Annotated in this window: 24 protein-coding genes; 13 read left to right on the forward strand and 11 right to left on the reverse strand. The window is 49.5% G+C overall.

Going from position 1 to position 26,653, the window contains the following annotated elements; genetic code table 11:
• Positions 1 to 1,274: 1,274 nt before the first annotated feature.
• Complete coding sequence (locus DESTI_RS13845; protein WP_014810594.1) at positions 1,275 to 1,703, reverse strand: 4Fe-4S binding protein; 429 nt, start codon at positions 1,701 to 1,703, stop codon at positions 1,275 to 1,277.
• A gap of 115 nt (positions 1,704 to 1,818) precedes the next feature.
• On the reverse strand, positions 1,819 to 2,820 hold the full coding sequence (locus tag DESTI_RS13850) for a hypothetical protein (protein ID WP_014810595.1): 1,002 nt from the start codon (positions 2,818 to 2,820) through the stop codon (positions 1,819 to 1,821).
• A gap of 648 nt (positions 2,821 to 3,468) precedes the next feature.
• Here DESTI_RS13850 and DESTI_RS13855 point away from each other — a divergent pair.
• Positions 3,469 to 3,747, forward strand: a complete 279-nt coding sequence (locus DESTI_RS13855; RefSeq protein ID WP_014810596.1) for a hypothetical protein — start codon at positions 3,469 to 3,471, stop codon at positions 3,745 to 3,747.
• 147 nt (positions 3,748 to 3,894) lie between these two features.
• Here the strand turns inward: DESTI_RS13855 and DESTI_RS13860 are convergent, their stop codons facing one another.
• The 3 genes from DESTI_RS13860 to DESTI_RS13870 form a co-directional block, all read right to left on the reverse strand.
• On the reverse strand, positions 3,895 to 5,604 hold the full coding sequence (locus DESTI_RS13860; RefSeq protein ID WP_014810597.1) for a M3 family oligoendopeptidase: 1,710 nt from the start codon (positions 5,602 to 5,604) through the stop codon (positions 3,895 to 3,897).
• Positions 5,605 to 5,738: 134 nt separating this feature from the next.
• A complete protein-coding gene (locus tag DESTI_RS13865) occupies positions 5,739 to 7,280 on the reverse strand; it encodes a tetratricopeptide repeat protein (protein WP_014810598.1) in 1,542 nt (513 codons plus the stop codon).
• Between the two features lie 13 nt (positions 7,281 to 7,293).
• A complete protein-coding gene (locus DESTI_RS13870) occupies positions 7,294 to 8,757 on the reverse strand; it encodes a tetratricopeptide repeat protein (RefSeq protein WP_014810599.1) in 1,464 nt (487 codons plus the stop codon).
• Between the two features lie 419 nt (positions 8,758 to 9,176).
• On the opposite strand from DESTI_RS13870, the gene DESTI_RS13880 reads away from it, so the two are divergent.
• The 3 genes from DESTI_RS13880 to DESTI_RS13890 are packed head-to-tail and all read left to right on the forward strand — an operon-like array spanning position 9,177 to position 10,633.
• On the forward strand, positions 9,177 to 9,659 hold the full coding sequence (locus DESTI_RS13880) for a roadblock/LC7 domain-containing protein (protein WP_014810601.1): 483 nt from the start codon (positions 9,177 to 9,179) through the stop codon (positions 9,657 to 9,659).
• A gap of 6 nt (positions 9,660 to 9,665) precedes the next feature.
• On the forward strand, positions 9,666 to 10,250 hold the full coding sequence (locus DESTI_RS13885; RefSeq protein ID WP_014810602.1) for a GTP-binding protein: 585 nt from the start codon (positions 9,666 to 9,668) through the stop codon (positions 10,248 to 10,250).
• Positions 10,247 to 10,633, forward strand: a complete 387-nt coding sequence (locus tag DESTI_RS13890; protein WP_014810603.1) for a hypothetical protein — start codon at positions 10,247 to 10,249, stop codon at positions 10,631 to 10,633. Before DESTI_RS13885 ends, DESTI_RS13890 begins: the two co-directional genes overlap by 4 nt.
• 39 nt (positions 10,634 to 10,672) lie before the next feature.
• Here the strand turns inward: DESTI_RS13890 and DESTI_RS13895 are convergent, their stop codons facing one another.
• The gene (locus DESTI_RS13895) at positions 10,673 to 11,185 is read right to left on the reverse strand and encodes an O-acetyl-ADP-ribose deacetylase (protein ID WP_014810604.1); all 513 of its coding nucleotides are present in this window, start codon (positions 11,183 to 11,185) and stop codon (positions 10,673 to 10,675) included.
• A gap of 313 nt (positions 11,186 to 11,498) precedes the next feature.
• On the opposite strand from DESTI_RS13895, the gene DESTI_RS13900 reads away from it, so the two are divergent.
• Positions 11,499 to 12,323, forward strand: a complete 825-nt coding sequence (locus tag DESTI_RS13900) for a substrate-binding domain-containing protein (protein WP_014810605.1) — start codon at positions 11,499 to 11,501, stop codon at positions 12,321 to 12,323.
• Between the two features lie 346 nt (positions 12,324 to 12,669).
• Here DESTI_RS13900 and DESTI_RS31765 read toward each other — a convergent pair whose 3' ends face one another.
• A complete protein-coding gene (locus tag DESTI_RS31765) occupies positions 12,670 to 12,888 on the reverse strand; it encodes a 4Fe-4S binding protein (RefSeq protein WP_083846745.1) in 219 nt (72 codons plus the stop codon).
• A gap of 245 nt (positions 12,889 to 13,133) precedes the next feature.
• The gene (locus DESTI_RS13910; RefSeq protein WP_014810606.1) at positions 13,134 to 14,840 is read right to left on the reverse strand and encodes a long-chain-fatty-acid--CoA ligase; all 1,707 of its coding nucleotides are present in this window, start codon (positions 14,838 to 14,840) and stop codon (positions 13,134 to 13,136) included.
• A gap of 230 nt (positions 14,841 to 15,070) precedes the next feature.
• Between DESTI_RS13910 and astB the strand changes: the two genes are divergently transcribed.
• Positions 15,071 to 16,438, forward strand: coding sequence for an N-succinylarginine dihydrolase (gene astB / locus DESTI_RS13915; protein ID WP_014810607.1), 1,368 nt, complete (start codon positions 15,071 to 15,073; stop codon positions 16,436 to 16,438).
• Positions 16,439 to 17,033: 595 nt separating this feature from the next.
• Here astB and DESTI_RS13920 read toward each other — a convergent pair.
• The 3 genes from DESTI_RS13920 to DESTI_RS13930 form a co-directional block, all read right to left on the reverse strand.
• A complete protein-coding gene (locus DESTI_RS13920) occupies positions 17,034 to 17,234 on the reverse strand; it encodes a hypothetical protein (RefSeq protein ID WP_014810608.1) in 201 nt (66 codons plus the stop codon).
• A 20-nt stretch (positions 17,235 to 17,254) separates the two neighbouring features.
• A complete protein-coding gene (locus DESTI_RS13925) occupies positions 17,255 to 19,738 on the reverse strand; it encodes a tetratricopeptide repeat protein (protein ID WP_014810609.1) in 2,484 nt (827 codons plus the stop codon).
• A 75-nt stretch (positions 19,739 to 19,813) separates the two neighbouring features.
• On the reverse strand, positions 19,814 to 20,059 hold the full coding sequence (locus DESTI_RS13930) for a hypothetical protein (RefSeq protein ID WP_014810610.1): 246 nt from the start codon (positions 20,057 to 20,059) through the stop codon (positions 19,814 to 19,816).
• Positions 20,060 to 20,310: 251 nt separating this feature from the next.
• Here DESTI_RS13930 and DESTI_RS30775 point away from each other — a divergent pair, with 251 nt between their 5' ends.
• The 7 genes from DESTI_RS30775 (at position 20,311) to queC (ending at position 26,648) form a co-directional block, all read left to right on the forward strand.
• Positions 20,311 to 20,670 (forward strand): DVU0772 family protein, encoded by a 360-nt coding sequence (locus DESTI_RS30775; RefSeq protein ID WP_014810611.1) that lies wholly within the window; start codon positions 20,311 to 20,313, stop codon positions 20,668 to 20,670.
• 115 nt (positions 20,671 to 20,785) lie between these two features.
• Entirely contained in the window at positions 20,786 to 22,990 is a 2,205-nt protein-coding gene (locus tag DESTI_RS13940) for an AAA family ATPase (protein WP_014810612.1), read from the forward strand.
• Between the two features lie 280 nt (positions 22,991 to 23,270).
• Positions 23,271 to 23,645, forward strand: a complete 375-nt coding sequence (locus DESTI_RS13945; RefSeq protein WP_014810613.1) for a type II toxin-antitoxin system RelE/ParE family toxin — start codon at positions 23,271 to 23,273, stop codon at positions 23,643 to 23,645.
• On the forward strand, positions 23,638 to 24,258 hold the full coding sequence (locus tag DESTI_RS28905; protein ID WP_014810614.1) for an HU family DNA-binding protein: 621 nt from the start codon (positions 23,638 to 23,640) through the stop codon (positions 24,256 to 24,258). The genes DESTI_RS13945 and DESTI_RS28905 overlap by 8 nt, the downstream gene beginning before the upstream one ends.
• Before the next feature lie 169 nt (positions 24,259 to 24,427).
• A complete protein-coding gene (locus tag DESTI_RS13955; protein ID WP_014810615.1) occupies positions 24,428 to 24,793 on the forward strand; it encodes an arsenosugar biosynthesis-associated peroxidase-like protein in 366 nt (121 codons plus the stop codon).
• Between the two features lie 11 nt (positions 24,794 to 24,804).
• Complete coding sequence (arsS, locus tag DESTI_RS13960) at positions 24,805 to 25,752, forward strand: arsenosugar biosynthesis radical SAM (seleno)protein ArsS (RefSeq protein ID WP_014810616.1); 948 nt, start codon at positions 24,805 to 24,807, stop codon at positions 25,750 to 25,752.
• A 194-nt stretch (positions 25,753 to 25,946) separates the two neighbouring features.
• Positions 25,947 to 26,648, forward strand: coding sequence for a 7-cyano-7-deazaguanine synthase QueC (queC, locus tag DESTI_RS13965; protein WP_014810617.1), 702 nt, complete (start codon positions 25,947 to 25,949; stop codon positions 26,646 to 26,648).
• Positions 26,649 to 26,653 lie beyond the last annotated feature (5 nt).

The raw sequence follows: 26,653 nt of genomic DNA on the forward strand, positions 1-26,653 counted from the left end.
CGGCGGGTTTTTCTCCCGACCATGTTCGCCCTCGTGGCGAATCTCCGTAGACTATAGCGGATCGGGATTTGTGTCAAGCCTTAATTCAGACATGCCGACGAAGCCCTCTCTTGGGGTTTTGTTCCGGATAATCGGGATGTTGTATCTCCATACCCGCTCTCTTCTTCCCAATACAGAGAAAAAGTCCACCGATTTATTCTGCATTATTCTCGCAGCTCGCGCATGCTTTCGAGCGCGCCGAATTCGGCGAAACCGCTTCGAGGGGCGAGATACTATCCTGATATTTCAGCTATTAATCGTTTAGATGCCTGGTCTCGAGATATAGGATTCCGGAATGCTTTCTTCTCCGATACGCGCCGCAGAGGTTCCATAAACGTCCTGTCCCTGGGACCGCGTTCCCCTCGAAAAATCCAGGCGCAGCGAGTGCACAGCGTTCTCGTCAAGCCGTTTGTCGGAGCGCGTCGCGTCGGGTCGATTTGCTCCCGATGAATGATTCCGGACTATGTTGACCAAGAAAATTATATGAAACGATCTATTGGTCGGATGACGGGCATAGGCTTTAGAATAAGAGCATCCTGCCCATCTTGATGGGTCTCGCCCCCAGGCCTGACCGAAGACGCGTTTACGAACTCACACGCATGAGCCATCAAAGAGACAGATAATTGTCATTGCGAGGAGCGCAGCGATCCCGCGGCTCGCGGGACAATCGCCTGGTACTCAGGCGCTTAATTTCAGGCGATTGCTTCGCTTCGCTCGCAATGACAGTCATTCAGACACTCTGGCAAAAACGATGAGGTTCGCTTTGGTCATCACATCCTGAGCCGGATTCTTATTTTATCGCCTATGCGGATGACGGGACGGTGAGTTCCAAATAGAGTCAACTCTGCAGGGCAATCTGGAGGTTCAGAGACTGTCTCAAAATTCTCGAATGCACAAAGATCGTGCCACGATTCATCGTCCTTGTAGAGGCAGATCTCGTGCCTGCCCTCCTGCAATGACCGGCACGGAGGACGGTCACTACCAGGCACCCACGAGGGGCGCCCCTACAATCAGGCCGTGAAGATCATGAGAACTTCGTGCCACGATCTGGGATAAATTTTGATTTTTGAGACACTTTCTTCAGCACAGGGCTACCGGAAGTCTTGGTGTCCCGCTGGCAAGCAGAATTCCTCAGTCCGGCAAAAAGGAGAGCGATCCGCAACTTGAGGAAAAACGAGGCCGCTCGAAGGCCGGCCTCATTCTTCCTCAGTATTGTCATGTCGAGAGAGCGGGTGTCAGGCTATTTGTTTTGCCGCTTCCGGCCAAACCAGTTGAATTGCGTGCACAGGACAGGCTTGCTCACAGAGACCGCAGCCGACACAGGCTTTTGGATCGTACAGACCGGCGATGCTCTCGCCGTCCAATTCGCCCATTCCGAGTGCCTGAAACGGACATACTGCCGCACATACTTCACAGCCGACACAATCTTCTTTCCAGACGTACGGTTTCGGCCATTCGTTCTTTTTGAGCCTGGGGGGCGTGTTTCCCTGGGGATCGCGAATAGCGCCGTACGGGCAACCTCTTGCGCATACTCCGCATTCGATGCATCGGGTCACGTCGATGGCATGCGGCTGCTTCTTCTCACCAACAGAAGCATGAGTAGGACAATTTCGTGCACAGGTCTGGCAGCCTCGACACTCCTCGGTGACGATTCTGTAGGGCATTTGATAGCTCCTTCGCGTTGAATTATTGCAAGCACTGCGATGGTAAAGTACTTCAAAGAGAACCTTTAAGTTACCGCTATACCAGCCGACTGTCAAGAATGATAGTTGAAATTATTCATTTATTGGTGAGCCTGGAGGCAAGTCTATCTACGATGCGATCTACCAATTCTTCCATAAGTTTTTCCGAGAGCTTGTCGACGACTTTTGCAACTATTTCTTCAGCGAGAAGATCTGCCGATTCTTCGGCAAGGACGACGACCGTTTGCGAATCACTAGGATTCTCCAAAAGACCGAGCGATTCAAGTTCCTCCGAATCCAGCGCGGCCCCTGCATCCTGGAAAGGTTCTTCAAAATTTTCTTCTTCGCGATTTTTCGTGGCAGGTTCACTGAATTTCGGTTCAACTCTCCGGGGCGAATGTTCCACAGCAGCCGCGGCTGCCAACCCCACTGAAGTACTCTCAATGAAAGAACCACTTTTTGCCGGAGATCCGGCCCCACCGAGATTCAGTTTTTCGAATTCCTCGAGATCGTAGCGGAAATCAGTGTTGATATACTTGATTCTGCATTCAGCATCGTGCGGCGGCGTCTTGCAGTTGTGCGTCCCGGGCAATCGCAATACTGAGTCCACTTCTACCGGGCTGTTGCATTGAAAATATCGATTTATTTTGGCGAGAAGCTCTTCAAAAGCCGAAATATTATCCAGTCTTGTGAGTTCTCTCAGCAGCCAGTACAAGTGCAGCCCGGTTCCGGACTGCACGATGATGGACGGAGGCAGAGGAAAACTTCTCACCGCCTTTGCTGCCTGTGCATGTCCGAAAAAATATACTTTTTTCCCGGAATATCCCTCAGGGCTGATGTCCAACCCGGACCAAAGTGCTGTCACATACTGAATGCAGTTCTTTTCGGGTTTCATCTTCTCGTGAGGACAGACTCCGAAAAAGACATGCTGGTCGGACTGGTATTGCTCTTTTGAGAGGATCTCGATATTCGGAAAATATCGAGTGCTGACCCGCTTATCCATGTTGCGGACAGTTCTTACGAGGATGAATCCTTCTTTTCTCCTGAAATAATCATCGAAAAGCGCTTCCAGAAAGTCTTTCCGCGTAAACTTCTTCATTGCCGAATCCAGGTTGCGGTAATATTGGGAAACGCTCTATAGTTATCATATATATGAGGAAAGACGTACAGGAAATGTTTGCAACGACGTAAGAATTTACAGGGAATATATCGGCGACTTTCGGGCAAGCGGACGTCGGTGGGCAAATAATTATGATTACCCGAAAGTCGCACTTTCCTGTAGGAGATCGACTTCGTGTTCAAGAAAGCCCATCTCCAACTTTTTCTATGACGTGTACGAATGCCAAAGTGGAGCAACATACGTACCAAGCAACTGTTCGACACTCTACTTCTTAATTTCCGCCCTGGAATTAAAGAGTTACAGAGTATCAACCAGCATCTGAGTCTGGATCGTTCGGTGTTTTTTTCCAAAAATGCGTCAAGAACACGCTCTCTTATTACCCAAACACGGAGAAACGAGGGTTTAGGAGCCTCTTAGTGCGTATTTTTCACGCATTTCATCTTCATCTGTGGGCAATATTCGCGACCCCCATCTCGTTAGATGTTCGTCACTCACATAATAGAAGAGTATATCCATACTGGAGCACTACTCACGTTCTAGACAGGTTGCTCAGATTATGGTAGAGGAAAACTTATGGCTTTTCGTCCCCTTGAGAAGACCGCGTTAGTTCATAGAGGAGGCAAAAGGATGAAGAAGGCTGCTCTTGTTATTGCTCTGTTTGCGGCAATAGGATTCGTAACACTAGTAAGCGCCGATACAGCTTCGGCGTTCTTTTTCGGTGGAAAAGGACTCTTCGGTGGCAAGGCCTCTTACGGCTGTGCGACGCCTGCTTATTACGGCTGTTATTACCCTACCTGTGGGTATGCCTGTCCTCCGGCAGGCTGCAAAGTATGGAAGAAGAAGAAAGGCAAAGCTGCACCAGCTGCTGCAACAAAAGCCAAACCGGAAAAAGCAAAAAAGAAGTAGAATCGTATTCTATCTGGTTGGATAGTGCGGTTTGATCAGGGGGATGAATATAGCCGCAATATTGTGCGGCTATATGTGACCGAATCGTTTTTGACTATCTTTATCCGTCTACCCACCCGTCCTGTCGCGGGACGGAAATCTTGTCTGTCACTCCTGACGATCCCTCAAAGTGCCGAGAACCTCCTCCATTAGAGACACAGCAGAGTTCAGCATTTCAGTGTCAAAAGCAAACCGGGCACCTGCGGTTTCGAAAAGCATCGGCAATGAAGCGGTTCCTCCGAGCGCTAAAGCGGCGCGATATGCCTTGATGGCTGCGGTTTCATCCTTCATGGCGTTTCGCCACACCTGGACAGCCCCAAGTTGCGCGAATCCGTATTCGACGTAGTAGAAAGGCACAACATGGATGTGAAGCTTGCGATGCCATCCGGTCATTGCCTCCTGTTCCAGCCCGCTCCAGTCCAGCCACGGCATGAAACGCTTTGTCAGTGCCGCCCATTCTTTGTCACAGTTTGCCGCGTCCACGGATACATTCGGATTCTCGTACACCCAGTGCTGAAATGAATCCACCATAGCCATGTAAGGCCAGAAGAGAATGCTGTCTTCCAGGTGTTTGCTCAAAGCACGAGCGGATTCCGATTCGGAGTAGAATCCTCCTCGATCCTTGCGGAGGTAAGGCGATGCCAGCAACTCCATTCCCATGGACGCAACTTCGGAGAATTCCATGCCTACGGAACGCTGTTGATGAAATGGCAGGCCACTTCGCTCGAATGCATGGAACGCGTGTCCCGATTCGTGCAGGAGGGTCTGGATGTCTTCGTGTATGCCAACAGCATTCATGAAGATGAACGGTCTCTTGGACGCGGCAAATTCAGTGCAATATCCACCCGGAGCTTTATTTTTCCTGTTTTCGAGATCCAGTAATCCTTCACGTTCCATAATCTCGAAATATCCGCCAAGAACAGGATCCATCGACCGAAATACCGACGCGGTCTTGTCCCTGAGTTCGGATATGACCTGAAAAGGACGCAAGGGAGATCTGCCCAGAGGATCGACGTCCATGTCCCAGGGCCGTACACTTGAAAGCTCAAGGAGTTTTCTTCTTCGATCCACGATACGCGCGGCAACAGGGACGACCGCCTCTTCGATTGCTTTATCGAATTGGAGTGAATCTTCAGGGGTATAATCGAAGCGAAGCATCTGTTTCCACCGGTACGAACGATAGTCCCGGCAATCGGCATTGCTCGCCAGCTCCAAGCGGACTTTCATGAACTCTTTCCAGAGTTCCGATATTGCGGAGCGATCCTGGAGTTGTCGCTCAAGAGACGTTCGCCACGCCTTTTCTCTCAACTTGCGATCCTGACTTTGGAACACCGGCCGGAGCTGGACAACGGTGACTTCTTTTCCTTCCCATTGCACAGTCTGCGCGCCGACGATCTTGTCGTATTCGGTTGTGAGTTTGTGTTCATGGACTTGCAGCTTAAGATTATCTTCTCGGAAGAGTTCAGCTTCAGCCTTCATTTTCTTCATCGGTACCGCAAAATCCGATGGAACGGTCCCCAGTTCCAGGAGCTTCTTCTTGAGTTCCTGTTCCGCTTCCTCAGATGGAGGGAAGACATTCTCGAGAAATGCGTGAAAGAGTTCTTCCGCAGCTTTGTCTGAAGTATCTACCGTCATGAGGACATGGAGCCGGCTGTAAGTCTCGTCTATAACTTCATTGATCCGCGTCCAGTCGGTCAGAAATTCGGCAACTCCGTCAGATGTCAGTCTCCGACCGATCAGATCTTGATAATAAGGTTGAAAATCGGACCATGACCAGGTTTTCAGAATTTCAGGGTCCGAAGGTATGGAATCGAACATTTCTTCCCCCTTCGACAGAAGGTTTTCTGTAGAACATTGTTCCCAATGCAATCGACAATGCACCGGGCCATTGTGAGCGCGCTAAGAAGAGCAGTCTACACTATTAAGACAAGCGTCACACCTGACGTCAACATTTACCAATATTTGCTTTCCATGGGCATTGATTCGGCAGAAACGCTCTCGTGAGGACTCCGTTGACTGACCACCGGGTTGAGCTTTGATTCCGTGGTTTCGAGGAGGCGACCAACCGCTGTGAGACGAGACGGTTCCTTCAGGTACATCAAAGCTTTGCGGAAATCCTCGGCAGCCGAAGCAAGATCCCCTTTTTGTTTGAGGGCAACCCCCCGATTCGCCCAGGCCAACCCGTGTGAGGGCTCTAATTCAATTACTTTGCTGAATTGCGTAATAGCCTGATCCAATTGATTGTTCATGAGAAAATTCTTCGCGAGCCCGTACTGTGCCTCCACGCCGGCCTTTTCAGCATCCAAGCGAATCGCTTCCCGGTAATCGGCGATGGCTTCGTTGTAGTGCGATTCGGCTTCGTGAGCCTGTGCTCTGGCAAGAAGTGCTTCAACATCGGCTGGATCGATCTTCAGAATACTGTTCAGGTCTGCAATAGCTTCGTTGTATTTCTTAGCCATCAACCTCGCGCGCGCCCGATATTCCAGGATTTCCGGTCGATCTGGTTCATCCTGGAGAGCGCGGGTGAAATCTGTTTCGGCTTCGGCCGGTTTTTTCAATTCCAGAAGGAGCTTGCCACGCGCAAAGAGAATACCCGGATCCGCTCCCTTTATTGAGAGAAGCTGCGTGTAATCCGCTACGGCTGCATCAATCCGATTCGTTTGCGTATAGAGTTGGGCCCGGTTTGACAAAGCGAGAGCCAATTTAGGATTGATTTTCAAGCTCTGAGTCAAATCCTCAATAGCACCCTGGTAATCGCCCAGTCCCCTTTTTGCCCAGCCGCGATTCGTGAGTGCATCCACATTCTTGGGATCGAGTTTAAGCACCCGATTGTAGGCATCCAGCGCTTGTTCGGTCTTGCCCTCGGAAAAAAGTATGTTCCCGAGTTTGAACAAAGCTTTTGTATTTTGAGGATTCAACTCGATCGCTCGGTTGAAATCGCTCAAAGAGGCTGCCAACGATTTCAAATTCTGGTGAGCGACACCTCTGAGAAAATAGGCATCGGAATCATCGGCATTGGACCTGAGGGCAATATCCAGGTCGGATATAGCTGCCTGGAATTGTCCCAGGCCGAGTTCGGCTTCGCCTTTGACTCGATGTACCCCGGGATAATCCTTGTTGATAGTCAGAGTACGAGAGAAATCCTGCACGGCTTTGTCGAACATGCTTCTCTGACGATAGTATTCCCCGCGTGCAAAGAAGGCTTCTGCGAGACCGGGATCTTTTTGGACGGCCTGGTTGAAATCTGCAAATGCCTTTTCGTTTTGCCCCTTGGACCTGTACGCAGCCCCACGATTGAAATAGGCCCGTGCATTATTGGGATCGGAGCCTAATACTTTCGAGTACAACTGAATGGCTTTATCGAGATTCCAAGCCCAGTGAGCTTCCAGGGCTTCGGAAAACGTGCTTGTCCCGTTTGCTGCAAATGCGGATAAGCCTGAGGCAAGCAGGAACACAGCCATTACAGTAAAGAAACGCAGGAATAAAGAGATCATGTTCGTGCCCGTTTCAGCGAAGGTTTGTATATTCTCGCACAAGGGACGTGTTAATCGGCTGTCTCAGTCTTGGGGAAGTCTCTTCTTTCATTTGCAGGCCTGTGGTGAAATCGTTCCGGGAACCTTTTTTGTCTCCGAGAAGGTCGCGAGCTACTCCCCTTCTCAAGTAAGCTTCCCGATTTTGAGGATCCAGTTGTATGGCCCTGGTGAACTCTTCCACCGCTCGCGCTAGAGAGCCGCTCTTGCCCAGCGCCATTCCAAGATCGACATGGGCAGCGGAATCATTCGGGCGGAGATCGACCAATTTCGTGAACATTTCCAGAGCTGCGCTGTAATCGCCTGCAATTTCCTTAAGAGAGCCCAGAGTCTCCAGGATTTCAGGATTTGTCGGATCCAGAGCATAAGCTTTATCCAGATCGCTTCGCGCTCTGTCGGTTTGATGCATGCTCAATAAACATTCTGCCCGGAAAACGTAAATGGCCGCAGCACTGGGGTCCAGTTCCAAAGCGCGATCGAAGTCCGGCAAAGCTTTGGGGCACTCACCAATACTCTTATGAATCCAGCCTCTGTTGGTGTAGGCCTTTGAGAGTTCCGGATTGAGGGAAACGGCCTTTGAGACGTCCCTTAGAGCCTGCGCTATGTTGCCTTTCTTGAAGAAGACCCATCCTCGATTATTGTACGGATCCGCAAGGATCGGGGAAATACGAACTGCTTTATTGTAATCGTTAAGAGCTTCGTCCAACAATCCCTTGCGAACGTATGCATTTCCCCTCTGAAGGTATGCCGTCGCAAATTCCGGGTTAAGCTCTATGGCTCGCGACAGATCCTGTATTGCTCCTTCTACATTGCCTGATTTGAGTCGGGCATTGCCGCGATTTGCATACGCGAGGACATAATTCGGATCCAGTTGAATTGCCCGGTCGAAGTCTTCGATGGACTTGTCGATTTCGTTAACCTGCAGATAGGCCCAGCCTCGGTTGTTGTAGACGTCTTTGTCCCTGGGGTCTATTTGGATTGCACGGGAGAAATCCTCAATCGATTTTTCAAATTGTCCTTTACCGTGGTACGCATTACCTCTGTTGTAATAAGCAAGGCCGTAACCGGGATTAAGCTCGATTGCCCGACCATAATCCTTTATTGCTCTGTCGTATTCGCCCAGACGATAATAAGCGCTTCCCCTGTTGTTCAGAGCAGTCTCCATACGAGGATCGATTTCGATGGCTTTGGAATAATCCTGAACTGCCTCGTTGAGCTTTCCCAAACGCTCATGAGAGACCCCTCTCCGAAAGAAAACGTCTGAATTCAGGACTCCATTGCGGATGGCTTTTGAGAGCAGATCTACGGCCTTGGCGTGCTCGTTTAATTTTTGAGCCATTTTTGCGCTTTCAAATAATTCTTCACCCGATTCCTGAGCCGATGCAATTGAGATCGATAACAGGAAAATCACCGCTGTGAATATCTGCACACTGTGTTTCATGTAAGAAATGTCCCTTTAAGTTGCAGAACTGGGCACCTAAATTTTAGCATAACATTAATATGAGTGTCTAGTTTTCTGTCACTTTGTGACATTTTACCAGCCCCCCCTACCTCTTTCCTGCGATTGTGTCCAGCTTCTTCGTCAATTGCTATTCTCTGATCCTCAGATAACGCGCAAAAACTGATGAGACACAGGTTGTCCTCCCCGAAGGTCCGTTGTTCAGATACATAGCGAATAAGCCGGTTTTTTTCCACACATGGAATTCCTGTCAATCTTGGCCAGAGTAAAAAACATTGCACACCAAAAAATATCTTGAGGCTTACCAGTCACGAGGCCTATATTGTATAGATCGAAAAAGGAATCCCCATGTTCGCGTCGTCCGCGTTTTCACTGCTCCTGGTGGTTGTGTGGAGGAGGCTATGAAAAATATTGCCGAAATGATCAGGGACATGCTCGACAGTGTTCCGGGTCTGATCGCTGCGGTAGTAATAGATAGTGATGGTATTCCCATTGCGATGGAAGGAAAAATTGATATGGAACCCGAGGACCTCGGGGCTATGTTGGCTTCAGCATTTCAATGCTATCAGGCGCTGGGTGATGGCTTGGGCCAGTTCTATTGCGAGTTGGTTACCGCTGAATTCGACGGCATCAATGTTGCCCAACAGATGATGCCACGCGGATCACTGATCCTGGTTGCCGAAAAATCATCTCCCATGGGCGTGGTGAGAATGGCAGCCAAAACAGGAAGACAAGCCTTGAACGAGGCAATGGAGACTACCGCCGAAGCGAGAAAACGGTTCATGGAGGAACACAAGCTCCGTCTCCCACGACTTCCCGGAGATCAGGGTAAAGCGAAACCCGTGAGTCTTCTAACGTTCCTGGAGAAGAAAAAGAAAGGATGAAGCACATTGAAAGTCGTTGGTGACAGGATTTATCTAAAACTCATCTTTTTCGGGACCGCGCTTGCCGGCAAGACAACTGCGTTGGAATGGTTGTTCTATCATGCCATTCCTGACGAGATGAAACTGGTGAAAGAACTCAGGCAAGTGAAGACTTCTTTCGGTCAAACGCTGCTCTTCGATTTTGCACCGATTGAAATCTCACAAAACGTGATCACCCGAATGTTCTCCGCAACAGGGCAGGATTATTACAAAGGAACAAGAACAAAAGTGCTTGCCGATTCTGACGGTATATTCATTGTGGTGGATTCCCAGAAGAATCAACTTGAGAACAACCGTCTGATACTTCAGGAACTGGAAAAATGTCGCCGCGAAATGGACGGCTTGTCTGAAGCGGAAATAGTTGTCCTGTACAATAAGAACGATCTTGAAGAAATCTATCCAATGGATTTCCTTAGCGGGGATCTCGGGTTACAGGCTTGGGAAGGTTTTTCAACCTGCGCGCTTACCGGAGACAATCTGGAAGAAGCATTGATAGCGATGCTTCGCAAGCTTACTGAAAAACTCAGGGTCCAGGGTTTTGACGTGGAATGATAGTTTTCGACGAAAAAATTCAAGATGCTTTGGACACAGGTCTCGCTCTGCAGATAGTTCTCGCGGATTCCGACGGATTCGTACTGGATAATGGCGGGTATGTTTTCGATCCGGACCAGTTGGTCGCTCTCTTCATGTCGACTCAGCGCCAGATGCAGGAAGGCGCTGTGCGCTTTGATTTCGGGCAGATTTCGGAATTCAGCTTTTGTCTGACGGGAACCGAATTGACAGTGGCATGCCGCCGTATTTTCTGGCCCGACGGAGGCTGCGTCGTAATCGTTGTTCTTCCTGTAGGGGGGGCTCAAAATATCATCATAGCCGATGTCATAAGAGCTTTCGGCAAGTACGTCGAAGATCAGAGAGCGGCCTTACGAAACTCCTGAGTGCTATTCACATCCCCTGCTGAGCCGACCATTCCGGAATCAGAGTTTTTCCAGAGCTTTTCGGTAAATATCCAGGTCCGACTGGGAAAACAGAACGAAGACAACTTTTTCAATTTGAGGAAACCTCTTGAGCTGCTCGAGACTCGTTCTCAACGCTATTCCGGACGCTTCGGATATAGGATAGCCGTACGCCCCCGTGCTTATGGATGGGAAAGCGAGCGATTGCAGGTTGTTTTCCGCCGCCACTTCAAAGCATCTCCGGTAACAGCTAGCAAGTAATTCCGGTTCTTTCGATCGACCGCCTCTATAAATGGGTCCTACCGTGTGAATCACGTGTTTCGCCTTAAGCTTGTGACCTTTCGTAATCTTGGCATCTCCTGTTTCACATCCTCCCAACTGACGGCATTCAGCCAAGAGCTCCGGACCTGCTGCCCGATGAATCGCTCCGTCCACTCCACCACCTCCGAGGAGGGAGTTGTTTGCGGCGTTAACGATAGCATCCACATCTGCACTCGTAATATCACCTTGCAATAAATGGATTTTTGCTTTCATGCGGCATCTCCTCACTGTGTCATATCGGATTAATAATCGTAATCTTGTCTTGACAGATACTTAACGCTAGTGCATACACTCAATTATTCTTGTTTATGACGTCGGGGTGCCCATTCCGCAGGTTACAGAGCGGGAGATCACCCTTTTTTGATTTGAGGCACGCACCTTTTCTTTCCCAGAGACTAATGCAATTGCATGATCTGATTCGGGTTGGGTCACCTTTTTTCTCATGATTAATGACTCAGTATACCCGATGCCTTCAGTTGGATTCAATTCTCACAAAACGGATTATCGATGTGAAAGGAGATATAGTGTGAAAAAGACCCTTCTTCACGCAAGCTTTGCAATTCTTTGTTTGGCGTTGTTGCTGGTCTCTTACTCCTGGGCTCAGGGAACAATGGCTCTGCGCGTCAACGGAGCCGCCATGGCTTCCGACCAGGTTGCACTGTGGGCTAAGTCATTTCATGCAGAGAATCCGAACATGAATGTGCTTGTTGTAGGCTCCAGCGCAGGAAAAGGTTTTGAATCCCTATTCGAGAAACGTGCGGAAATTGGCCTTGCCAGCCGTCTGATTTCTCCGGAAGAGATGAAAACTGCAGAAAGCAAAAACATGAAATTGGCAAACCGGCTGATCGGCTATGCCGGGATGGCGGTTTACACAAGTCCTGAGAATCCTGTGAATGAGCTCACTATGGAGCAGCTCAGGAAAATTTTTACTGGAGATTTCACGAACTGGAAGGACGTGGGCGGACCCGATCAACCAATCCGGTGTTTCACCAGAAGGGTGCCCGAATCAGGCGGCGCCGTGTTCTTCCAAAACACCGTTCTCAAGAAAGCTCCATATGCTCCCTCTACCATAAAGGCTGAGAGCTGGGGTTCAATAATCAAAATATGCGCCAATGCCAAGGATTTGCCGATTGGTATCGGCCCTGTACCAATCAACGGGACGTCAGGGGGTGCGAAGGTCCTTGGGGTGAAAGCCGACGAAAACTCTCCAGCGGTGATTCCATCCGAAGAAACGCTGAAGAACAAAACCTATCCAATTCTACTTCCCTTCTACATGTACTGGGACGCGGATACCAAGGACAAGAGAGTGATGGATTTTGTCAATTATTGTGAACAAAGGGGAATACATTAGCCCGATCGAGATGGCGAACCTTCTCTATTGAACAAGTTTGCATTCAAAATCCCCCCATTCCCCCCTTTAATAAAGGGGGGATTTTTGTCTAGCTTTGAAAGCAAATTGCTGTTTTAGCTAATATCAGAACTTTTGTCCGATTGCGAAAAGCGCTTTTCGAAAATCGGTGGTGTCGTGCCTTCGTGCCGGCACACTTTTCATAATGAATCGACCAGTTCGGTCCGGCAGAGACGCCGGGCCCTACCGTTTCTTATAAAAGGAACGGTGTTAACTACCAAAGACTTGATATTCCGTACGTAGCCGCTTTAGGGGCTGTAAAAAGAAGAGAATCGCAGAAAACGGTATATTAAACGTCGTCTATCTTGATGGCATTTTGCGGACAAACGGCTGAACAGGATTCGCAACCAGTACATTTGGATGGATCGAAAACGCAGACCCGACAGTCTTCATCCTTCAGGACAAGCTTGGGACAAATCCGTGCACAAGCCAGACAATTCGTGCATTTATCATCATTGATGAACGGGATATACATCTTCGCCTCTCCGATCCATGAGGAGTTGAACATACAATAAACATGGGTATCCTTCTTGTCCACATTCTATAGCAAGTGTATAGAACAGTGTTGTCCAATTGCGAAAAGCACTTCTCGGCAATTGGCAGGTGCCGTGCCTCCATGCCGGCACATTTTTCAAATACAAATCAACCGGTTCGGGCCGGCAGAGACGCCGGCTCCTACTGATTTATTTAAAGCACAATGTGTTCAAAAGGTCAGAAATTGTGTCGTCTGCTATAAATGAGGACATGGTTCAATTAAGCCGACACAGGTTTGGAAACGGATTTTGCCGTTCCGAGCGAACTTTGCACGAGGTGCATCCGCTTCAATTCTTTCCTCAGTACTTTCCCGACCTGGCTTCTGGGAAGCTCTTGCAGAAATTCCACAAGTTTCGGGACATTTTCGGGAGGCAAGCGTTTTTCGCAATGGCGAATAACATCTGCGGCTGTCAGTGTCTCGCCTTTCTTCACAACTACATAAGCTTTCACTATTTGACCGAGGTCCCTATCGGGAACTCCCAAAGCGCATGCTTCCATGATCTTCGGGTGAGCAAAGAGGACTTCATCGATATCCCGGGGAAAGATTTTCTCCCCACTGGAAACGATCATTTCCTTCTTCCTGTCCACGATGCTGAAGTATCCATCTGTATCCATGACAGCAATATCGCCCGTAAGTAACCAGCCGTCCCTCAGCGTTGTGCGAGTCTCCTGCTCGAGGTTGACATACCCTTTCATTACCTGAGGACCTTTAATACAAAGTTCCCCGCGTTCCCCCGGGGTAGTTATCTCGGTTCCGAAATCATCCACATCCACCAGCTTTATGTCTGTGTCCGGCAACGGAAGTCCAATTGTTCCGATCTTAGTTTTGCCACCGAATGGATTGACGTGACTTACGGGAGAGCATTCCGTCAATCCGTAGCCCTCACAGATCTGCCCACCGGTAAGCCTTTCGAACGTTTTCATTATCTCGAGCGCAAGAGGAGCACCACCGGAAAAGCACCCCTTGAGGGACGTAAGATTGTACCTTAACAGATGTGGATCGTTGATCATACCAGTATATAAAATCGGAAGAGCCGGGATGAAAGTGGCTTGATATTGGCTTACAGCTTCAAGGATGTTTTTTGGATCCGGCAGTGGAATGAGAATGTCGGTAAAAGCGTAGAAAATGCCAATATTAAGCGAGCACGTCAGTCCGAAAACATGAAAAAACGGCAGGCACCCCACGACGACTTCTTTTCCATCCCTGAAGACAGGAAACCAGGCACGGAGCTGCTGAACATTGCGGCTCATGTTGCTATGCGAGAGTTCGACCCCTTTGGATTTACCGGTAGTTGCACTGGTGAAAAGTATGAAAGCAGTGTCATCCATAGACGGCATGTGCGATCCCGTCATGGGCTGTGCGGAATCCATGAAATGCGAAAACTCAAAGAGCCCTTCCTTTTCCCGTGTTCGAAGGTGGAGTTGCTTTCTTACGAAAGGAAAGAGCTGCTTCTTCAGGAAAGGTAGATAATCTCTGATGTGGCATGAGATAATAGTCCGTACGGAGGTTCGTCTTTGTATTGTTTCCACCTTTGGTACCAGAACATCCAGACACACGACGATTTCCGAGCTCGCAACGTTCAGTTGATGCTCCATGAGCATGTCATCATTACGCGGGTTATGCATGACCGCAATTGCACCAGCTCTTAAGGTTCCGTAAATCGCAACCGCCGTCTGGATCAGATTTGGCAATATAATCGATACCTTTGCACCGGGTTGTATACCAAGACCTTTGAGTCCCCCGGCGAATCGCGATACCATTTCATCTAATTCGCGAAAAGTGACCCGGGTTCCTTCGAATATGAGCGCGACATTCTCCGGATACTTTTTTGCGGTTATGGATAGTGCCTGTTGAAGAGGTATGTCATTATAGGCGAGAGATGGAGGCACTCCCTTTGCGTACGACTTATTCCAGATCCTTTCCATACGAAACTCCTTCTTACTGCAAGAGGATTGTCCGGAACAATCCGATGTTAGGACATAATGGAAAATACGGAAGAAAGCCGATTGTTAGGGCTGGTTTTATTGCTATTTGTTATAACACGATTGGAATGAAGAATATCTAAAAACCGTATGCTTCACATAGAAAATTTTCTTTATGTAAGGTGCGGGGTGATTAAGTCACTTGAGCAAGTATAGATAAATTGGTGAGATCGATGACAAGAGAAATGAACTTTGACGGGCTTGTCGGACCGACCCACAATTATGCCGGGTTGTCATACGGCAATCCTGCATCTATGGAACATGCATTGACAGTATCGGATCCAAGATCGGCGGTGCTACAGGGTCTCGAGAAAATGAAACTGCTGGCAGATCTTGGAGTGCCTCAGGCTGTTATTCCGCCGCAAGATCGACCTGACATCCCTATGCTGAGAAAACTCGGGTTCAAAGGGAACGATTCGGATACGATCTCGGCAGTGGCACGCGATTCAAAGGCTCTCCTCGCGGCAGTTTACAGTTCGTCTTCCATGTGGGCCGCAAATGCTGCAACCGTTTCTCCATCCGCGGATACTGAGGATGGCAAAGTTCACTTTACACCGGCTAACCTCATCACTCAGTTTCATCGATCGCTCGAACCGCGCTTTACTGCGCGGGTTCTCAGGAAGATTTTCCCTGATGAAACACAATTCGTTCACCACCCGCCCCTGCCCTGCGCTCTCCACTACTGCGACGAAGGAGCCGCGAATCACGTCAGACTCTGTTCTTCAGTGGGAGAAAAGGGCCTGGAGTTGTTCGTGTTCGGCAAGAGGCCTTTCGACACCGGGGACATCGGTCCCTTACTCTTTCCGGCGCGCCAGAGTTTTGAAGCTTCCCGGGCGATCGCTCGCCTGCACGGTCTCGATCGAAACGCAACGATTTTCCTGAAACAGAGTTCGCTGGCAGTAGATTCGGGAGTCTTCCACAACGACGTTATCTCTGTTGGCAATCAAAATCTGTTCTTTTTCCACGAGCTTGCCTTTGAACAGCAACTCAAGTCCATTGCCGCTGTGAGAGATACTTTTGTAAAAATGTACGATGCCGAGCCGATCTTCATTGAGGTCGCCAATCGACGGGTTCCCCTTGAATTGGCTGTGAAGACGTATCTCTTCAATATTCAGATTGTCACGCTGGCAAACAATGACATGACCGTCATTGCGCCTACGGAAATTGCCGAGACCCCGCAAACCGCCGATGTTATTGATAACATTATTGAAGACTCGAACAATCCCATAAAAAGCGTGCACTATGTCAACATACGGGAGAGCATGAAAAACGGGGGCGGCCCCGCTTGTTTGCGCTTGAGAGTGGTTCTCAGCGAGACAGAGAGACAAGCGGTTCATCCAAACGTGGTCCTCACTTCCACGCTCTACCATGATCTGGTTCGTTGGGCCGGAGCTCACTATAGAGATCGCCTCGAACCGGAAGACCTTGCCGATCCGCAGTTGATACAGGAAACAAGAACTGCATTGGATGCGCTCACTCAAATTCTCGGGTTAGGTTCTCTGTATGATTTTCAACGAACCGGCGGTGAACGGGGGTCCTGACACCCATTCGCTTTTCTTCTCATAATCTGGGAGGCTGAAGGTATCCTTCGCTCCGGACGACGCAAAGCCGTCTAATCACTCCGCTCAGAACACCTCAGCCTGCGCCAGGCTTATATGCATTATTGCGAAATGGCATGAACTCATTCGGAAGCTACTCGTCCGAATACAGGCTTGTTGCTTATAGCAAGTGTACAAAACAGTGTCCAATTGCGAAAAGCTCTTCTCGGCAATTGGTAGGTGCAGTGCCTCCGTGCCGGCACATTTTTCAAATGTAATTCAACCAGTTCGGTCCGGTAGGGACGCCGGCCCCTAGGTTCACTTATAGCAGTTGTCAAAAATTCTGTCCGAATCAAAAATCCCCCCTTTCCCCCCTTTAGAAAAGGGGGGGATATAGATGCCGTCTTTACCCCCCTTTTCTAAAGGGGGGCTGGGGGGATTTTCATGGGATTAGCCGTAGCGAATTGAGGTCATTATTCTTGACAATCGCTATAAAGCACAATGTGTTCAAAAGGTCAGGAATTATCTCAACTGCGATATGAAAGAAACGTGAGACGGACTGTACTGAAACGGTGTGCTGCAGGATGACGTATGCTGATTATTTCCGGAAATCGTCGGATGATTTTCTTCGTGTACCAAGAAATATAAGTAATGCAGCGATTACCAGGAGAACACTGCCCACAATCGCTTCCGTAACTTTCCCTCGTTCATGAAGCAGGTACAGACTCGCTCCGGCAATCACCAGTACGAAACCTGCGAACCAGCTATTTGTGAGTACCCTCATTATGGTGTTGAACATGACATTCCCGATGAGAGTCACTATTGACGCGACAATGATTCAACCTTTTTCGGATTTTGCTTCATGTTGAGATATCGCGTGTAGTCCAATTTCCGGAATGCTTCCATCGCGTGCGAGTATGCCTGTTCGGCCAGTTCGCTCTTGCCTGATTTTTCATATACCCTCGCCTTGTCTGCGAGCACGGAAGCACTGGAACGATCGTAATAATCAAGGGCGTCCTGAAGACGCCGGGCTTTTTCATAGCCAGTGGCTATGGCATAGAGTGCCTGGGTTTCAGTCTGGTTATCGTTCGCCATTCGCGAGCGCCAGAGATTCTTCAGTGCCTCGATTAGGGTGTTTTCGAGCTTCATTTTTGTAGCAAGAGAGCGAGCAGCCCGAGCAGCGGAATCAGCTACTTTAGAACCGGGATCGATAACGGACGCGCGGGTCAAATCCTCGAGTGCAGCAGAAAGTTGTCCCATCTGCTCTTTCAGCGTCCCGCTTTTATAGAGGATCTCGTCCAATCCCTTGGTTCTTCCGAGCTTCTCTCGAAAAGCGAGCGAGGCAGAGAGTCCGTGCAATGCTTTTTCGTAATCCTTGTTCTTGGTGAACTTTTCAGCAATTCGCTCCAGCACGACTATCATCTGGGACTCATCTTGTTTCTGTCGAAGTTTTCTCAATTCCGACAGGTCTTGCTGGATACTCTTCGCCATGTCTTTCGTTTCTGCATGACTTGGCCGCACTTCCGGTTTTACAGGGACTGCTGCAATGTTTGACTCCGACAATTTAGCAGCGAGTTTCTTCCGTCCTTCAGGTTGGAGAGCTCGATGGGCATCTTCAGATGCGAGCTTCTCTTTTGGCTGAAGCGGGTTCTTTATGGACAAGGTAATGCGTTTCGGCTGTCCGGAGTGGTCGTTCCCGGGTGCACCACCGGTTTCTGTTGCAGGTCCTTTACCTACTGATTCAATCTTGCTGAAATCCTGCTTCTGGGCCGGAATCTGGGGCTGGTTAGGTTTTACCGGTGGTTTCACTTCCGGGATTTGCTTTTTTTCATCCGGGGCAGTGATTTTGGCGATCACAATCGAAGGCTTGGTTTCGGTAGTCCGTTTTACCTCGGGTTCCTGAGGTGGTGTCTTTGCCTGGGCAACGGTCGTCTTCTCTTCCGGCTGGTGCTTCGGTTTCTCTGAAGCTGTTTTTTCCGGAGCTTTCTTGGGTGGTTTTCCGGCAGCGACATCCTCAAGTGCTGAAGCAAGTGTTGAGTAGCCTCGTGAATTAGCTTCATCTATGGCACGAGAGTAGAAAGATGAGGCTTTCTCCTTCTGACCGAGCGTCTTCTTACTCGCTGCTAGCTCTACAAGCGTAAGAATTACTTCATCACCGGCCTTTTGGGACAAGAAAGATCTTAGAGCGTCCTCGAAATATGCCGCAGCGCGAGCATGTTGGTTGAGTCTGGCATGTACTCTTCCCAGTTCCAGCGCATTCCATCCCACTGCGTATGAATTCTTGCTTCTTTTCTCCAGTTGCGAGCTATCCTCGAACCGAATAAGCGCTTTCTGCACATCGGATTGCTCTACGAACTGAACACCCTGTAAATAGATCTCCCGGGATGCAGGAGAGAATCGTTCCAAGGCTCTCGCGCGGCTCTTGCGCTCCAGTTCTTGAAGACTCTCGATGGGTGGTTCCGATGTCTTCTGAGAGGCAGAGGAGGTATTGGTCGGCGGTTTTTCTTTATAAACAGGCTTCGGCTCCGGCAGCGCCTCGGGCAACGGTCTGGCGAGCTGAATTCCCCTTTTGGGCTGGATCTTTGTCTGTTCGGCGGCCGTATTCCCAGAATCCGTCCTTGGTTCGCGGGTTGGAGAAAAGGAAATGTTGCCCGATCCCGGCAGTGCAGTTTTTTCCAGCAATGCAATCTTTCTCTCTATTTCTGCTGCTGCGGATGGATCGCTCGCCGCTGTGCGTGCCTTGCGATACAGTTTGAGAGATTGGGCCTTCTCTCCCAGAGCCTCCAAGGACTCAGCCATAAACAGAAATGCCCGCGGGTCTGTCGGTCGGTTCGCAATAGCTTTTTCGAATTCTTTGACGCTGTGTTGATAATCCGCTTTTTGAGCATATGCGAGACCCAGATTCGTATGTACGGTTGACTCCAGTCCGCCGTATTTCAGGGCTTCCATAAAATCCTGGATTGCTCTTTCAAAATCGTTTTTTTGAAGAAAGACTACCCCGCGATTGTTCAGGGCGTTTGTATAATCGGGGCGAATATCCAGAGCGCGCGTGTAGTCTGCCAGAGCTTTCTCCAGTTCTCCGCTCTTCTTGTAGGCGACTCCACGATCGTTATAATATCTGTAATTCCCCGGATCGAATTCAAGTGCCTTGGTGATGTTTCGTATGGCAGCGTGATTATCACCGGCTTTAAGAGCTTGCAGCCCTTTTTGATAGCTATTCGGATCACCAAGTGCCGCCCCCCCGGATAAGAGGAATACGACACTCGTCAGCAATGATAACGGAAGGACAAGTGTCCTTTTCATAATAATCCCCTGCAATAAAATGGGCTCATTACGTACACAGGACCGGATTCTTTCGAAAAAGGTCCACGTGCGTCATCAGGGCGCTTTCTTATTGATGATGCCGAATTGGCTAAGCAAATCCGTTATCACTCCGGCAACTTCGTCCAACAATGCGGGACACTTTTCGGCAATCGATGCGGCAGGGCCATTGCTGGAAACAACATTTGTACGCGTTTTCGTTGCATCGACTTCAAGACGCTCATATCCGACAGCCCACGCGTGCACGGTTACTCCTAAGCCGAGCAGCATGACCAAACCTAACATTTTGCATTTTCCACTCATAAGAAAAGACCTCCATTATTCGGCCCACAATGATATCGAAGTATTGCATTAAAATTGTAGCATAACACTTTGAAAATTACCAGTCTTAAGGTGTCATCTCCTCGAACTGGAGCAGCAGTTTGCGTTGAAGAAAGATTTAATCGTAACACTGAGGCAAATTCTGCAACTTTCCGTGATCGTGTGCATCAATGTAAAATGAATCATGACACTCGATTCCTTTGAGCAATATCTGTAAGCACGAGGAGATTACGGTGAAAAGCATCGGAGAGTTGTTGAAAGATAAAGATGTGGCACGCCTTATCGATTGGGACCTGCATCCTTTTGACGCGGTGACAAGGTACCTGGAGTGGGGAACAAACTGGTCCCGCGGTTTGAACCATGCAAAATCTTGTAATGAGGAAAGCGTCTACTTCAAGATCAATGCAATAAAGAAACCCGCTCGGCTAATGCTCGTCCGACAAAGCCACCATGATTACGAGATTATCTCCGAAGTGGAAGCGCCTCAGGAACTCATCGACGATTCCGTTCGTTTCTATGCCTGCAAGAATGCCGCATGCGGCCTTACTGAAGAACTAAAAGCTTGGCTGAAAAAGGATGCCGCTTCAAGCTAGTCTCTCTTGATTAGACACATTCCGAATTGGTGTGCCCATCGGTCGGGCTGCTTGCCGATGGGCCGGTTTTTGTGGCCGCTTGCCGGTTGTCCTATTCTTTTCAGGAGTATTCTCGATGGATTGTCACTGCAAAGACCATCTTCCAGGTGAATGGCATTCTCATGAAGACTGCGACTGCAAGCACCATCACTCTCCCACCTATTCCTTTGTTATCACGAAAGTAATGGAAGAAGATCCCGGTGTAGGGACTGTCTATATTTCAAAAGCCTTTATGGAAAATCTCGAGGTCCAAGACGGAGACCCTGTGGAACTTCTGGGACCGACCACATGCGTGGTACAGGCCAAATCTCATCCCAATCCCTGGATTGATACCCGCATGATATCTATCGATAAGCACACGATGGAAAAAACGGGTGTCCAACTGTTCGGTCAGATAAGAATCAGAAAAACTGCCTGCGAAGAAGCCCAGTGCATCACTTTACAGGTTCCCCCGGGCAGCAATGTTACACGGCTCGGGCTTCGGGCCATGCTGGATCGGGCGGATGGAGCAGTGATAACGGGTAGAGACTATCTGACTCTCAAGGATCGGCGCGGACGGGAACTCCAATTTCGTATCGTAGAGAGCAACCCGGATCAGATGTCCAGGCTCAGTAAAAAGACGCTTATTCGTCTGGTGGACGAGAACGGGAACGAATACCTTGCTCGAAACGACACATCTTTTCAAGATGTTGGAGGATTAGACGAAGCAGTTAGCAAGGTGAAAGAAGTAGTTCAACTGCCGCTGAAACATCCGGAAATCTTCTATCGGCTGGGAATAGACCCTCCTCGAGGCGTGCTTCTCCACGGACCGTCAGGGACGGGAAAAACGTTGATAGCGAGGGCCGTTGCCGGAGAAACGGGATGCTACTTCAAGGCCATCAGCGGCACAGAGATCATGGACAAGTACTACGGCGAGAGTGAAGCCAAATTAAGGGCCGCGTTTGAAGAAGCGTATCAACATGCCCCTGCCATCATTTTCATCGATGAGATCGATGCCCTGGCACCGAGGCGTGACACTTCCGAAGGAGACGTGGAAAAGAGGGTCACGGCTCAGTTGCTGGCACTCATGGACGGGATGGAAGATCGCGGACATGTGATCGTGCTTGCGGCCACCAATCTGCCCAACGTGCTGGACAACGCACTTAGGCGACCCGGCAGATTCGACCGTGAGATACTGATCGGGGTTCCGGATAAAGCAGGCCGTAAGAAGATACTCGAAATCCACACTCGAGACATGCCTCTAGGGACTGTGGACCTCGACGATATTGCACAGCGGAGCCACGGTTTCGTGGGAGCCGACATAAAGGCGCTCTGCCAGGAAGCCGGATTCAAAGCGCTTCGAAGAATACTTCCGGGCTTGGAACACACGGAACAGGAGCTTTCCGAAGATTTTCTCGAGGCCATTGCTGTTGAGACCAAAGACTTCGAAAGTGCGCTCAAGGAGATGCGTCCATCTGCAGGACGAAGCTTTGAGATCGATTTGAGAGACTGCGGCTGGGATCGAATCGCCGGATACGCGAAGGAAAAAGAGTTTCTCAAGGACATTGTTCTCTGGCCGCTCCGCAATAGCGAGACCCTTTTCGCCCTTGGAGTGAACCGCCCGGAAGGTCTCCTCATCACGGGTCCGTCCGGAATCGGAAAAACACTGATGGCCAGATCGCTTGGAAAAGAGAGCGGTTTCAACGTAATCGAGATTCGGGGACCTGAGCTGCTGTCCAAGTACATGGGCGAGAGTGAGCGAAATATCCGGGAACTGTTTCGGCAGGCTCGTCAAATGGCGCCGACGGTGCTCATATTGGATGGAATAGAAGCAATGGCCGTGTCGGGCTGGTCGGATTCCAAAGCGATCGACAGAATAGTGCATCAGCTCGTCACGGAGATGAACTCGGTTTCCGGTGAAAAACCTGTGCTCGTGGTGGGTGTGGCTACGTCTGCTAACGCATTGCCTCCGGCACTGAAAGCCACCGGGCGCTTCGGGTATGAACTCCCGCTCTCTCTGCCAACCGAAGAGGAACGGGCGGAAGTATTCAGACTTTATTTGCACTCCGGGAATGTGAGCTTCAAGGGGAATCTTCAGGAAATAGCAGCTAACACCAACGGATTGACACCCGGTAATATAGAGGAAATATGCTGCAGAACTGTGCTTCAGGCCGCGCACTGCGCGATTGACTCGGATTCTGTTCCCCCCTGTTGTGTTGAAGTCACCGACACTGACGTGCTCAAAATGCTGGACCGATGGAAATTGATGACGGCTGATACCATTTCGCAATTATGCATATAAGATGGCGAAGTGCTGAGGTGTTCTGAGTGGAGTGATTAGACGGCCTTGCGTCGTCCGGAGCGAAGGATACCTCAGCCTCCCAGATTATAAAAACAAAAGCGAATCGGTATGAGATGTGCCTGGCAGCGACGCCGAGCGCTACTGATGCGCTTTAGTATCTGTATATGATGACTTCAAAACTTTTGAGAAACGCCATAGATCAAAAACCGGAGGGATTGCGTTCGGTTGTCCTTGACCTTTCCCGTGGATTCATTGATAACAATTCACGGAGAAGGAACGAATGCCATCCATAGAAGTCGTATATTATCAAAATGATAATAATGATGTTCCTATGAAAGACTGGTTGGAGTCCCTCAGTCGTCAACCGAAGCATAGGGCCAAGTGCATTGAATGGATTGGACTGCTGCGGGATAACGGACGCGACTTGCGCCGACCCATAGCAGATTATCTGAGAGATGGCGTTTACGAATTACGGCCACGGATTCAGAAAATCCGGTATCGCATGTTATATTTTTTTCATCTGAAAAAGAGGGCTGTAATTACTCATGGAATAACCAAACAGACTGACAAGGTTCCTCCGATAGCTGTAATGATGAAGAAGACGTACGAGAAAGCCCCTGATGAGCACAGTTACAGGGAGATAGATCATGAGTAGCAAAAAGATCGTCACTGATGCATACCAATGGTCGTACGATCGTTATTTAAGGGATGAGCCTGAATTGGCGGAGATTGCTCGAGATATGAGGTCAAAGGCGGAGGAAGCCCGACAGATTTATGATGCTCGTGTTGAACTCCGACTGACCAGGGAAAAACTTGCAAGGCTCTCCGGTCTGACGCCGGCGATTATTGAAGATCTGGAGGAATCCGATTACGAGGGCGACTGGGCCCAAGCAATGGCTCAAGTGAAAAGAGCTCTCCATGGTCTCAAAAAAAGAGGTAATCTGGAATTCAAGAATAAGGGGGGACAGAAGGCTCGCGCCGGTAGATTCACAAAAGCTGAATTACTCTCTCAAATTGCTATCAGAACAAAGGTTTCACCAGAAGCAGTAAATGAGGTTCTGAAGTCGCTGATCGAAGCTATTTTGGAGGGCCTCAAAGAAAAGGGGGAGATAACTATTCCCGCACTGGGGACATTCACAGTCGTCAAGAAACCGGCCCGCATTGACACTAAACCGCAGACAAAAACCGAAATCGAAACACCTGTCAGCAAAACGCCACATTTTAAGGCAGCAAAATCATTTCAAGAAGCAATAAAGAACGCCAAGTGAATCGCCCCGAAACAGGTTCTCGCGATGTCCCAGACATCCCATCGTTCAAGAATCAGTCAAGCAGAACCGAGAATAGTGTTACCAAATTCTAACCGAACCAAATATTCGATCATTGTCTCAAAATGATATAGCTTAGAAGACATTCAAGTTCGGTTAGCAGGAACTTGGGATGACAGTTGCCAAAATTCTTAATGGGGAGAACAAGATGTCGTACTACGATGCAGGAGATCTTCCGAGATTTGGAGAAATTGGAGAAGAAGCACCCGAACTGTCTCGAAAATTCTTTGATTACTATCAGTCGGTGTTCGCCGAAGGTGAGCTTTCCGAAAGAGAAAAGGCTCTTATTGCACTTGCCGTGGCCCATGCTGTTCAGTGTCCGTACTGCATAGACGCGTACACGCAAGCATGTCTGGAAAAGGGTTCGCATATCGGCGAAATGACGGAAGCAGTACACGTTGCTGCGGCAATACGAGGCGGAGCTACTCTGATACACGGGCTACAGATGCGGAAGGTCGCATCGAAACTATCTCTGTAGGATGGTTCTCGATGTCCGACTTACCTCATTTTTCTACTACGCTTGCGCATCACGATCTTGAGCTGAGGCGTGCCGAATTGAGTACGCTCCAGGTCAACATTGGATATTTGTGCAATCAGGAATGTAGACATTGCCATCTCGACGCGGGTCCCACGAGAACTGAAATTATGAATTCGACGACCGTGGACGAGATCGTCGCGTTTGCACAAAGGTATTCTTTTCAGGTAGCCGATATTACGGGAGGAGCTCCGGAATTAAATGCACACCTTCCTGAGTTCATCCTCAGACTTGCCCCCCTGGTGGACCGTCTCATGGTGCGCTGTAATCTCACTGCGCTGCATGATTGCAGCGAAAGATCGTCATTATTGATCGACTCGTTCAAACGTTGCGGAGTCGTCGTCGTAGCTTCGGTTCCATCCTCAAATCGAAGCCAATCTGAATCTCAGCGCGGTCCCGGCACTTTTGAAAGATCCATCCGGATGCTTCAGGGACTGAACAGAATCGGATATGGACAGCCGAGATCGGGCCTGGAACTCAACCTGGTGTGCAATCCTACCGGCGCTTTCTTGCCTCCTCCGGAAGCTCAACAGGAAAAGAAGATTCGAAGAGATCTGCTCCAGAAATGGGGAATTGTGTTCAACAACCTGTTTGTCTTTGCGAACGCCCCATTGGGAAGATTTCGGGAGTGGCTCGTGAGTTCCGGCAATCTGGACAGTTATCTGCGTAAACTCGTGTCCGCTTTCAACCCATGCACCGTATCGGGGTTGATGTGTCGGAGCCTGATCTCGGTTGCATGGGACGGATACGTGTACGATTGTGATTTCAACCTGGCAAGAGGAATACCTGCAGGAAATAGCAGAATCCATGTTTCCGAACTTGCCGCCCCCCCTCCCCCGGGCTCATCCATTGCCGTATCGGACCACTGTTATGCATGCACTGCGGGTGCGGGATTCACCTGAGGAGGATCGATTACCGCTCGAGTTTGAGCGGGCCTCTCCTACTATGAATGGACTGTCCCTCCAGGACTCAAGAATGTGGTATTAATTTCACATCACCGGTAGAAAATTGTCGGCCTTTCATTGGCTGTCAGCCGGTGGTGGCCGTGCCTCCGTGCCGGCCAAAATTGGCTTCATAAAAGCGAATAGGTATTTTAATGCAAAAGCGACCGGAAGAAAAAGCAGTTGTATTGCTGTCCGGAGGACTCGATTCCACAACATGTCTGGCGATTGCTCGGGCGCAGGGTTATCTCACATATGCGCTGAGTTTCTTCTACGACCAGAGGCACGAAATCGAAATGCGTGCGGCAAAGCGAGTGGCTGCAATCATGGGGATTACGCATCACCTGATTCTGCAAATCCCTTTAGGCAAAATAGGCGGATCTGCGCTGACCTCAGACCTGCAGGTTCCAAAAAGCGCGGATATCAGCCACATGCCCCAAGGCATTCCCCTGACCTATGTTCCCGCGCGGAACACCATATTTCTGTCGTTTGCCCTTGCCTGGGCCGAAGTGCTCGAAGCCGAAAACATTTTCATCGGAGTGAATGCTCTCGATTACAGTGGATATCCGGACTGCCGCCCAGAGTACATTGCTGCGTTCGAGACAATGGCCAATCTGGGGACCAAGATGGCAGTGGAAGGGTTTATGCGGTTCCGCATTCATACGCCGCTCATACGGCTTTCCAAAGGAGAAATTATCAAGAAAGGGATAGAACTGGGTGTGGACTATTCGGCGACACACTCCTGTTACGATCCCGACCCGGAAGGCATGGCTTGCGGCCATTGCGATAGTTGTTTGTTGAGAAAGAAAGGGTTTGCGGAGGCAGGGGTACCGGACCCCACAGTGTACGTGGAGTGATCAGA

Origin of the sequence: Desulfomonile tiedjei DSM 6799, from assembly GCF_000266945.1 — a bacterium.
Taxonomy (GTDB): Bacteria; Desulfobacterota; Desulfomonilia; order Desulfomonilales; family Desulfomonilaceae; genus Desulfomonile; species Desulfomonile tiedjei.

Bases quoted from the DNA above. Each gene is read 5' to 3' on its own strand.
- DESTI_RS28905 (WP_014810614.1), top strand. From the start codon at position 23,638: ATGAGTAGCAAAAAGATCGTCACTGATGCATACCAATGGTCGTACGAT.
- DESTI_RS13920 (WP_014810608.1), bottom strand. From the start codon at position 17,234: ATGTTCAACACCATAATGAGGGTACTCACAAATAGCTGGTTCGCAGGT.
- DESTI_RS13890 (WP_014810603.1), top strand. From the start codon at position 10,247: ATGATAGTTTTCGACGAAAAAATTCAAGATGCTTTGGACACAGGTCTC.
- DESTI_RS13860 (WP_014810597.1), bottom strand. From the start codon at position 5,604: ATGTTCGATTCCATACCTTCGGACCCTGAAATTCTGAAAACCTGGTCA.
- DESTI_RS13865 (WP_014810598.1), bottom strand. From the start codon at position 7,280: ATGATCTCTTTATTCCTGCGTTTCTTTACTGTAATGGCTGTGTTCCTG.
- DESTI_RS13910 (WP_014810606.1), bottom strand. From the start codon at position 14,840: ATGGAAAGGATCTGGAATAAGTCGTACGCAAAGGGAGTGCCTCCATCT.
- DESTI_RS13930 (WP_014810610.1), bottom strand. From the start codon at position 20,059: ATGAGTGGAAAATGCAAAATGTTAGGTTTGGTCATGCTGCTCGGCTTA.
- DESTI_RS13850 (WP_014810595.1), bottom strand. From the start codon at position 2,820: ATGAAGAAGTTTACGCGGAAAGACTTTCTGGAAGCGCTTTTCGATGAT.
- queC (WP_014810617.1), top strand. From the start codon at position 25,947: ATGCAAAAGCGACCGGAAGAAAAAGCAGTTGTATTGCTGTCCGGAGGA.
- DESTI_RS13945 (WP_014810613.1), top strand. From the start codon at position 23,271: ATGCCATCCATAGAAGTCGTATATTATCAAAATGATAATAATGATGTT.
- DESTI_RS13855 (WP_014810596.1), top strand. From the start codon at position 3,469: ATGAAGAAGGCTGCTCTTGTTATTGCTCTGTTTGCGGCAATAGGATTC.
- DESTI_RS31765 (WP_083846745.1), bottom strand. From the start codon at position 12,888: ATGTTCAACTCCTCATGGATCGGAGAGGCGAAGATGTATATCCCGTTC.
- DESTI_RS13925 (WP_014810609.1), bottom strand. From the start codon at position 19,738: ATGAAAAGGACACTTGTCCTTCCGTTATCATTGCTGACGAGTGTCGTA.
- DESTI_RS13880 (WP_014810601.1), top strand. From the start codon at position 9,177: ATGAAAAATATTGCCGAAATGATCAGGGACATGCTCGACAGTGTTCCG.
- DESTI_RS13940 (WP_014810612.1), top strand. From the start codon at position 20,786: ATGGATTGTCACTGCAAAGACCATCTTCCAGGTGAATGGCATTCTCAT.
- astB (WP_014810607.1), top strand. From the start codon at position 15,071: ATGACAAGAGAAATGAACTTTGACGGGCTTGTCGGACCGACCCACAAT.
- DESTI_RS13955 (WP_014810615.1), top strand. From the start codon at position 24,428: ATGACAGTTGCCAAAATTCTTAATGGGGAGAACAAGATGTCGTACTAC.
- arsS (WP_014810616.1), top strand. From the start codon at position 24,805: ATGTCCGACTTACCTCATTTTTCTACTACGCTTGCGCATCACGATCTT.
- DESTI_RS13845 (WP_014810594.1), bottom strand. From the start codon at position 1,703: ATGCCCTACAGAATCGTCACCGAGGAGTGTCGAGGCTGCCAGACCTGT.
- DESTI_RS13895 (WP_014810604.1), bottom strand. From the start codon at position 11,185: ATGAAAGCAAAAATCCATTTATTGCAAGGTGATATTACGAGTGCAGAT.
- DESTI_RS13870 (WP_014810599.1), bottom strand. From the start codon at position 8,757: ATGAAACACAGTGTGCAGATATTCACAGCGGTGATTTTCCTGTTATCG.